General features: G+C 48.0%; 9 protein-coding genes. 8 read left to right on the top strand and 1 reads right to left on the bottom strand.

What is annotated here, in order from left to right; genetic code table 11:
* The first annotated feature begins 174 nt into the window (after window positions 1–174).
* From HMPREF3027_RS03730 to HMPREF3027_RS03700, 6 genes are all read left to right on the top strand, one after another.
* Window positions 175–393, top strand: a complete 219-nt coding sequence (locus tag HMPREF3027_RS03730) for a hypothetical protein (protein ID WP_246830518.1) — start codon at window positions 175–177, stop codon at window positions 391–393.
* Window positions 394–401: 8 nt separating this feature from the next.
* A complete protein-coding gene (locus HMPREF3027_RS03725; RefSeq protein ID WP_070707149.1) occupies window positions 402–1,088 on the top strand; it encodes a hypothetical protein in 687 nt (228 codons plus the stop codon).
* A gap of 994 nt (window positions 1,089–2,082) precedes the next feature.
* Window positions 2,083–4,209 (top strand): S9 family peptidase, encoded by a 2,127-nt coding sequence (locus tag HMPREF3027_RS03715; protein ID WP_246830517.1) that lies wholly within the window; start codon window positions 2,083–2,085, stop codon window positions 4,207–4,209.
* An 18-nt stretch (window positions 4,210–4,227) separates the two neighbouring features.
* Window positions 4,228–5,517 carry a phosphoribosylamine--glycine ligase gene (purD, locus tag HMPREF3027_RS03710; protein WP_070707146.1) on the top strand — a complete coding sequence of 430 codons (1,290 nt, stop codon included), beginning with the start codon at window positions 4,228–4,230 and terminating at the stop codon, window positions 5,515–5,517.
* A 16-nt stretch (window positions 5,518–5,533) separates the two neighbouring features.
* The gene (locus HMPREF3027_RS03705) at window positions 5,534–6,418 is read left to right on the top strand and encodes a hypothetical protein (RefSeq protein WP_070707145.1); all 885 of its coding nucleotides are present in this window, start codon (window positions 5,534–5,536) and stop codon (window positions 6,416–6,418) included.
* Between the two features lie 30 nt (window positions 6,419–6,448).
* Window positions 6,449–6,907: a YqaA family protein gene (locus tag HMPREF3027_RS03700; protein WP_070707156.1), complete on the top strand. Its 459-nt coding sequence runs from the start codon at window positions 6,449–6,451 to the stop codon at window positions 6,905–6,907.
* A gap of 242 nt (window positions 6,908–7,149) precedes the next feature.
* On the opposite strand, the gene HMPREF3027_RS09505 is transcribed toward HMPREF3027_RS03700, so the two are convergent.
* Window positions 7,150–7,383 carry a hypothetical protein gene (locus HMPREF3027_RS09505; protein ID WP_141756219.1) on the bottom strand — a complete coding sequence of 78 codons (234 nt, stop codon included), beginning with the start codon at window positions 7,381–7,383 and terminating at the stop codon, window positions 7,150–7,152.
* A gap of 92 nt (window positions 7,384–7,475) precedes the next feature.
* Between HMPREF3027_RS09505 and HMPREF3027_RS03695 the strand changes: the two genes are divergently transcribed.
* On the top strand, window positions 7,476–8,474 hold the full coding sequence (locus HMPREF3027_RS03695) for a class II fructose-bisphosphate aldolase (RefSeq protein ID WP_026161798.1): 999 nt from the start codon (window positions 7,476–7,478) through the stop codon (window positions 8,472–8,474).
* A gap of 198 nt (window positions 8,475–8,672) precedes the next feature.
* On the top strand, window positions 8,673–9,158 hold the full coding sequence (locus HMPREF3027_RS03690; RefSeq protein WP_070707144.1) for a ferritin: 486 nt from the start codon (window positions 8,673–8,675) through the stop codon (window positions 9,156–9,158).
* Window positions 9,159–9,303: the final 145 nt, after the last annotated feature.

The following is a 9,303-nucleotide window of genomic DNA, read 5'->3' as shown; positions in this document are numbered from 1 at the left end:
ATAATACAAACGTAAATAATGTATGGAATAGAAATTAAAAGAGAAATGAGGCAATGGCTAAATGAAGTGCCTCAAAATGTCAAACGGCTAATGGGTATATGAAAGCAGATATTGTCTTAATAAAATACGATGAACATCGTGTGGTTGAGGATGTTGTTTGTTATAGAGAATCAATTGAATACAACAACATCTTACACCCAAAGACAAAAGGAAGGATTTGGAGCAATAATAAATAACAAAAAGCAGACTATAAAAGTGAAGTATACTGTAGTAGGTTTTAACTACAAGAAAAATCCTGAAGTAGAAATCTCAAAAGAAAACATCTATAGTATTCATGATCATGGGAAAGACAATCTTTCGAATGTTATTATAGAACATATCAATATTAAATAATATAAGTGATGAAAAAGAAAGAAAAGAAAGACTATATATTTTCAAGGCTTGATGCAGTATTGAAACCAGCAGGGTATAAAAGTTTTAAAACTGGTGGTGATCCAACATATGTTTTGAATTCTGACGATATGGCAGTCTATTTCTTTATGAACTTTAAAGATATGGGGTATGTAACATTCTCATCGTTGTATATTTCAATTCATATTGTTGAGAATATTTTACATAGTTTTTGTCCATATGATGATAGTGTAATTGATAAGAAAAAATATTTTCCTGATACAATTTATGATCGAAATATTAAGCTAATCGAAGGATATCGTAGGGGTATAGGTTATGATATTGAAGAAAAAAGCCAGTTAGAGGAATTCACCGATTGGGTAATAGACTACTTAGAAAACGATGGTAAGCAATTTATTGAGACATATTCCTATCTGCCAAATGTGCTAAAAAGAATGGATGAACTTACTATAGAGGGTAAGGTTTGGCAAAATAACGAAGTTGGAATTCTTTCTGGTGCCCTAGATGCTCAACTCAGAGGCTTAATTATTTCAAAGCTATGTAATGATAATGGATTAAATGATAAGATATTGATGTGTGATGAAATTTTCTATAGAGATCAATACAAAGACTGGCTTCCATACTATATTAAACTGAAGGAACAATTACCATCCATTCAACCCCTCTACAATGTATGATAATAGGAGAAATCTATACTTTATTGGTCTATCTTTGTTGTTTATGGGAAGCAAAGCGAAAAAAGTATATTCGCAATTCAAAGGAGTTTTCAGCCTTACACACTTTTTGGGTTATTACCCATCAGGTGCATACTTAGGATAAATAAGAGTAGGGCAAGAATCAAAGTACTTATACTGATGATGGACCAAATCCGATTTCTTAACGATGATGTCTTACGAAATTCTATGAAGTTTTTTAGATACCTATCTTTCCTCCATAGGGTAAAGTAGTTAATCGGTAAAGTCACGATGGCGGTAATGACTATGAAGGTTGCTCTATTTAGCTTTGCTGGTGATGCACTCGGTATTAGTAAGGTGGTGAAGTTTGCAATGGTCCATAGGATAAGTGTCGTGAATGCCAGCATGCTTGTATCAGAAAGGAGCACTATGGTGCTGATCTTTTCGTTTGTCAGACTTCTTACTGCCTCCTTATTTACTCTCATGTATTTCTCTTTATTGATCATGCCCAATCTGTACAGAAAACGAATGGGGATCATCCCAAATATTCTATAGTATAAAATCTGGGTCCAACGATGATAATAGTAATGACCGTAATACAATCTATTCCATATATACATTATCTTTTTCATGTCCCTATAGTGTGTGTATGTAACCACAAATGTACCTATTTTCCGCTTCCCATAAGCTATAGATAAGGACCTCCGGAGGAGGTACGGGGGTACCTAATCGGACAAGTCGGACGAGTCGGACAGGTCAGACGAGTCAGACGCCCTCCACTTGAGGCTGTTGCACGGAGTGCATAATGAATAGCCTCTTCACTAATCACCAACAAATAAAAGGCTTTGAAGGACCTCTGCGAGGTCCTTACTCATAGACACCTTGCTAAAGACCTTTCTAATGCGTAACCCCTGTCGTACGAAACGTTGGGGCAAGTGGTTCCGTGCTTTTTTGGTAGATTTGTATGAATATAAATCAAACATCCAAAATAGATATCATGAGACGTAGCGTAACGATCCAATGGATGCTCGCGCTTATACCACTACTAGCGAGCCTAACTATCAGTGCCGTAGCACAAACCACCAAGAGCCCGTGGAGCATCGAAGAGGCCACCCCTGGCTCCATTCAGTATGCCCAGCTGATGCCGGAGACTACCCAGTCCCTCAATATGGTCAATGAAGGACTCCTTGTGCTTCAGGAAGATGGTTTGTATGCCGATGGCATCCAAGGGCGACAACTGATTGCTAGCCGAGAGAGCCTTGGCCTTACTCCCTACTACATGCACTTCAAAGGCGACCTACTCTGTGCCAATGTAGGAGGCGATTGGGTGCTTTGGGATTATAAAAAGCAACAAGAAGTCTATCGCTATAGCTTTGATCGGAAGCGTTGGACCCACTTCACACCCACCGCACAAGGCCATTATGCCCTTCTTTCCGATGGGCAGAATATAGCCGTTGTCAGCCCAGGGCAAGAGCCAAAGCTACTCACCACCGATGGCTCCTTTGATATCGCTTACGGTGTCTCTGTGCACCGCAATGAGTTTGGTATTGATGGCGGACTCTTCCCCTCACCCGATGGCCGTTACTTCGCTTTTTATCGCAATGATCAGAGCGATGTCGAGTCCTACCCCATTGTCCAGATCAATCCACAGATTGCCCAGTACCAACCCATTAAATATCCAATGGCTGGTCGCAAGAGTGAAAAAGTGACCATTGGCATTTACGATAGCCAGAAGGGAACCATCCAGTACCTACAGACGGGTGCTCCCACCGACCGCTTCTTCACCAATCTCGCTTGGACTCCCGATAGCAAGAGCCTTGTTATCGACGAAGTAGAGCGAAGCCAAGCAGAGACCAACCTCCGGGAGTACAACGTTGCTACAGGTCGATTGGTCCGTACCCTCCTTAAGGAGACCCATCCCAAATACATTGAGCCCTCCACTCCTATTCGCTTCTTGCAAGATGGTCGTTTTGTGCGACTCAGTCGCGTCCGTGGCTACAATCATCTCTACTTATATAGCAGAGAGGGGCACTTGCTCACCCAGCTCACAGATGGAGCATGGGAGGTGAAGGAGCTGATGGGCATTGACGAGGCCAGCGGTTACATCTACTTCACCTCGAATAAAGATTACCCCATTGGCCAAGACCTCTACAGAGTCTCCCTCAAGCGTCCTCGCGTAGAGCGTATCACCGAGGGCAATGGCACCCATTATGTTTGGCTCTCTCCCGACTTTAGCCTCGCCTACGATCGCTTTTCCAATCTGGATACCCCATCAGTGGAGCAGCTGATCTCACTCAAAGGCAAGCGACAAGTGCGTGAGCTACTGCGTGCCGAGGATCCTCTAGCCAATAAATACCGTCCTACTGTAGAGCTCGGTAGCCTCAAAACAGCTGAGGGCGACGACCTCTACTACAAGCTGACCCGTCCAGCAGAGTTGGAGCCTGGTCGTAAATACCCAGTGGTGCTCTACGTCTATGGCGGGCCTCACTCTCAGCTCGTTACGGATAGTTGGCGGTCATTGCGTATGGGGTGGGATACCTATATGGCACAAGAGGGCTACATTGTCTTCACTCTAGATAATCGTGGTACCTCCAATCGTGGTATGGCGTTTGAGAGCATCACTCACCGACAGCTAGGAAAAGTAGAGATGGCCGATCAGATGCTCGGCATCGACTACCTTCGCAGCCTTCCCTATGTGGATGCCGATCGCATCGGTGTCTATGGTTGGAGCTTTGGCGGATTTATGGCGACCAACCTGATGCTCAGCCACCCAGAGACCTTCAAGGTAGGCGTCGCTGGTGGTCCAGTGATGAATTGGGCCTACTACGAGGTGATGTACGGTGAGCGCTATATGGATACTCCTGCCGAGAATCCTCAAGGCTACCAAGAGAGCAACCTCATTAAGCGTGCTGGAGATCTCAAGGGTCGCCTACTGCTCATCCACGGAGGGGTGGATCCCGTTGTCCTTTGGCAGCACTCCCAGTTATTCCTTCAGGCGAGTGTCAAGGCTGGCACCCTTCCTGATTACATGGTTTATCCGATGGATGAGCACAACGTCCGAGGTCAAGATCGTGTGCACCTCCACAAGGTGATTTGTCGTTATTTTGAAGATCATTTGAAGTAAAGCCAAGAGCATAGATATATGAAAGCATTAATTATCGGTAGCGGTGGCCGAGAGCAGGCCCTTGCATGGAAAATAGGGTTGAGCGATATGATCACCCACATTTATATGGCTCCAGGCAATGGCGGTAGCCTACCCAAGTGCCACAATGTGCCTATCGGCGTCACGCAATTTGAAGCCATCGCTCAGTTGATCAAAGAAAAAGAGATTGAGTTGGTGATTGTCGGTCCCGAGGTGCCTTTGGTAGAGGGAATCGTTGATTTCCTACAGGCTGATCCCCAGCTGAGCCACCTCCATATTGTCGGTCCTACCAAGGCCGGTGCCGAATTGGAGGGGAGTAAAGAGTTTGCCAAAGCCTTTATGCTTCGCCACGGTATCCCTACTGCCAAGTACCGCTCCTTTACTAGTGAGACCCTTGAGGAGGGGCTTCGCTACCTGAGGGAAGAAGAGCGACCCCCTTACGTTCTGAAGGCCGATGGTTTAGCTGCGGGCAAAGGAGTGGTCATTCCTGAGACCCTCGAGGAGGCTGAGGCCGAGATGAAAGAGATGCTCGGGGGTAAGTTTGGTTCCGCCGGTGCCACCGTTGTGGTGGAGAGCCACCTCTCTGGCATCGAATGCTCCGTTTTTGTCCTCACCGATGGCCGAGATTATATGCTTCTCCCCACCGCTAAGGATTACAAACGTATTGGCGAGGGCGATACCGGGCTCAATACGGGTGGTATGGGGGCGGTATCTCCCGTTCCCTTTGTGGATGACGCCTTTATCCAAAAGGTGGAAGAGCGCATTATCCGCCCCACTATCCAAGGGCTCCACTCCGAAGGAATTGACTACCGTGGCTTCATCTTCTTCGGACTGATGAACGTTGCTGGCGACCCCTACGTGATTGAGTACAATTGTCGCATGGGCGACCCCGAAACCGAGGCGGTGATGCTACGCATCAAGGGCGATCTCGTCGGCTCTATGCTGGCACTCAAAGAGCAGGTGCTGGGACAGATGGAGCCCCTCCTAGAGTTTGATGAGGTGGCCACCACGATCGTCACCGTCTCTAAAGGCTATCCCGAAGCGTACGAAAAGGGCTATCCTATCACAGGACTAGAGGGCGAGGCTACTCCTGACCTGCAGATATTCCATATGGGGACAGCCTCCCAAGAAGAGGGGGTGGTCACCTCTGGTGGTCGTGTACTTGCCATCTCCTCTATGGGCGATACCATTCAGGATGCCCTTGATAAAGCCTACCATCGTCTGCAAGGTGTGCACTACGAAGGCATCACCTACCGCCACGATATTGGGCAGGATCTACTGAAGCTGTGATTCTTCTTTCCACTCCATGTTCCCTAAGCCCTCCATCGTCAGCCAGTTACTACCACAGCTAGATGCGTGGTGGGGTCTACTCGTCTCCTCTCCTTGGTTCATTGCTGCTCTGCTGATCTTTGTTGTGCTATCGGCAAAGCGACATGGAGAGTTGGCGTATGGCTCTACCCGCTCGTCGCTGGTGGGGTGGTTGCTGATGACCTTCTACTTTGCTGCACACCTCCTACTTCCCGCTGCACAAGTTAGTTTGGGGCTACTTGGATTGGTCCTTATCATCATGCTGAGCGACGGCATTGTCTCCTCACTTAGGCATAGCCGCTCCCCCTTTTTTGTGCACAACCTTGGAGTACTGTTGGGGTGTTTATTGATTATCCACCCCGCCAGTATCCTCCTCTATCCCTTTATCTTGGCCAAGCTGAGAGGGATTAAGAGCCTTTCAGGACGCCATATTACCGCCCTCCTTATCGGTACCATCTCCATCCTGCTACTCGCCCTCATGCTCTTTGCCCCAAGGAGCTGGGAGGGAGTAGCTAGCTTCCTACAGGCCGGTATTGCTCCGATCACCCAGATCCAGCTAGCTCCTCTTTCCGAGTGGCCATTGATCCTCTTGGACCTTCTCTACCTACTACTCATTACTATTGCCTGTTTTCAGAGCCTTCGGACCAGTGTGGTGAGAGTACGGTTGGCATTAAACTTTCACGTCCAATTGGCTTGGATCCTGATGCTTCTTCACCTGCTTTATGGGGCGCAGAGTGGGGGCCCACAATTGTTTATCCACGGTGCTATCTTCGTCAGTGGTATTATGTCCGTGCACTTTGCTACCGAGCGTGATAGCCGTTGGATTGTCCTTCCTCTCACCCTTTTCACCCTTGCCCTTTGGGCATTCAAAGTGTGGGGCTGACTTCATTAAACACTCTGCTTTTATAGGATGATAGATTTCTTAATTCAGTATGGATACATAGGCGTCTTTTTAGCCGCCTTTTTGGCTGCCACCGTCCTCCCCTTTGGCTCTGAGCCAGTAGTGGTTGGCGTCCTTGCTGCTGGGGCAGAGTATGTACCAGTGCTAGTGGCTGCTACTATTGGCAACTTCTTAGGGGGCATGAGTTGCTATTGGCTCGGCTGGCTCGGTAAGACAGAGTGGATCACCAAGTACCTCAAGATGCCGGAAGAGAAAGTCGATAAGTGGGTTCAGTGGCTCCAGGACAAAGGGTCATGGATGGCGTTTTTCGTCTTTCTCCCTGGCGTAGGCGATTTCTTCGCTGTCGCCTTAGGATTGCTCAAGGCGAGAGTTTGGCCAGTAGCCTTTTGGATGTTCCTTGGTAAATTCCTCCGCTACCTCGTCGTCTTCGGTGCTTTTGATTGGATTGCCGGCCTCCTAGCTGCTGCCTGAGGGCGCCTAATCGGATAAGGGGGGTGCACCTTATCGGACAGGGGGGCACCTTATCGGACAAGTCGGACAAGTCGGACAGGTCAGACAGGTCGGACGCGGCATGGGGAGCACCCGAAGGGTGCCACTCAGCTAGCCCCCGGTCAAGGCTCGCAGAGCCGAAGACCGGCGGGTTACGAGACCCCAAAATACCCTACGACCCTTGTGGTCGCACCTTGATAGGCTTGTGCGACCGCAAGGGTCGATTACATATACCGTATCCTTTTCCCCGCCGGTCGTTCGGGGGCGTTTGCCCCCTCCGACACGGGGGCTAGCTGAGTGGCACCCTGTCGGGTGCTCCAGCTACCACAGCGAGCCACCACGGCGGGCACCCATCTATTGCGACGTCCGACCTGTCTGACCCGTCCGATCTGTCCGACTTGTCCGATAAAGGCTCTGCCATCCGATAAAGGCACCGCTGTCCCACTAATTATCTCCACAAACCTTGGTAAGTGCTGATTATTTTCTGTAACTTTGTGAAGTGAAGGTAAGAAGATAAATAATCATATTAGTTAGATCATTTTTTGACAACATGGTAAATTACAAAGATTTAGGACTAGTAAACACTCGCGAGATGTTTGCTAAAGCTGTAGATGGTGGCTATGCTATTCCAGCTTTCAACTTCAATAATATGGAGCAGCTGCAGGCCATCATTCAGGCTGCTGTAGAGACCAAGTCTCCAGTGATTCTTCAGGTATCTAAGGGAGCTCGTGCTTATGCCAATCAGACCCTTCTTCGCTACATGGCGCAGGGAGCTGTGGAGTATGCCAAGGAGCTCGGTGCTAAGAACCCACAAATCGTTCTTCACCTCGACCACGGCGATAGCTTCGAGACTTGCAAGAGCTGTATTGAGATGGGCTTCTCTAGCGTGATGATCGATGGTAGCTCACTTCCTTACGAAGAGAATATCAAGCTCACTAAGCAGGTGGTAGACTATGCTCACCAGTTTGATGTTACGGTAGAGGGTGAGCTCGGTGTGCTAGCAGGTATTGAGGACGACGTAGAGGCCGAGGAGCACGTTTATACTCAGCCAGAGGAGGTGATCGACTTCGTTACTCGCACAGGCGTAGATTCATTGGCCATCTCTATTGGTACCAGCCACGGAGCCTACAAGTTTACTCCAGAGCAGTGCCACCCAGATGAGAATGGTCATCTCGTGCCACCTCCACTTCGCTTCGATATCCTAGAGGAGATCGAGAAGAAGCTTCCTGGCTTCCCAATCGTTCTTCACGGTTCATCAAGTGTTCCACAAGATCAGGTGGAGATCATCAATACTCACGGCGGTAAGCTCAAGGATGCTGTAGGTATTCCAGAGGAGCAGCTCCGCAAGGCTGCTAGGTCTGCTGTTTGTAAGATTAATATCGACTCTGATGGTCGTCTTGCGATGACTGCTGCTGTGCGCAAGGTCTTCGTTGATCACCCAGAGGAGTTTGACCCACGTAAATACCTCGGTCCAGCACGTGAGAGCCTCAAGAAGCTTTACATGCACAAGATCGAGAAGGTACTTGGTAGCGACGGAAAGGCAGAGTAACCATCCTCTTCCTTATAAATACAAGGGTGTGCAGAACTTCTGCACACCCTTTTTAATTGGATCAGTCGGGAGCATGTTGGGGTAGACCATTCCAATGGTAAAGTTCTAAAATAAAGGGCAATACTATTGCAAATGACTGAAAAACTAACTAACTTTGTAGGAGGTAAGAATTAAGAACCTTATAAAATTAATTGAACTATGATCAAGAAAGATGTATTAAAGAAGATAAATGAGCAGATTCAGCTCGAGTACGAGTCTGCATTCATCTACAAGCAGATGTCTATAGATATGGCCATCAAGGGCTGGAATGGTTTCGCTCATTGGTTCGACGCACAGTACAAGGAGGAGATCGCTCACGCTGAGGAGATGGTCAACTACGTGATTATGCGTGGTGAGACTCCAGTGCTACACGATATCAAGACAGCTGAGTCGAAGTTGGAGGGCGTAGTAGCCTATTTTGAGAAGGCCTACGAGCACGAGTGCTTCGTTTCTAAGTCTATCAACGAGATTGTAGCTGCAGCTCGTAAGGAGAACGACTATGCTACTGAAAACTTCTTCCGTCGCTTTGTTGATGAGCAGGTAGAGGAAGAGGATACCGTTGCTGGTATCGTTGATCGTCTCAAGCTAGCCAATGGTGATGCCGGCTACTTGATTATTGATGGCGACTTAGCAACTCGCCAGTAATCTCAAATCGAGAATAGTAAAAGCACCCCAATCGGGGTGCTTTTTTTATGCCTAGGGCGGTGGTGCCTTCCTCGGACAGGTCGGACAGGTCGGACGAGTCAGACGTCGCAACGGAGCACCCGAAGGGTGCCACTCAGCTAGCCCC

Source organism: Porphyromonas sp. HMSC077F02 (assembly GCF_001815465.1).
GTDB lineage: Bacteria > Bacteroidota > Bacteroidia > Bacteroidales > Porphyromonadaceae > Porphyromonas_A > Porphyromonas_A somerae.
This window is presented reverse-complemented; position numbering and strand designations above follow the sequence as displayed.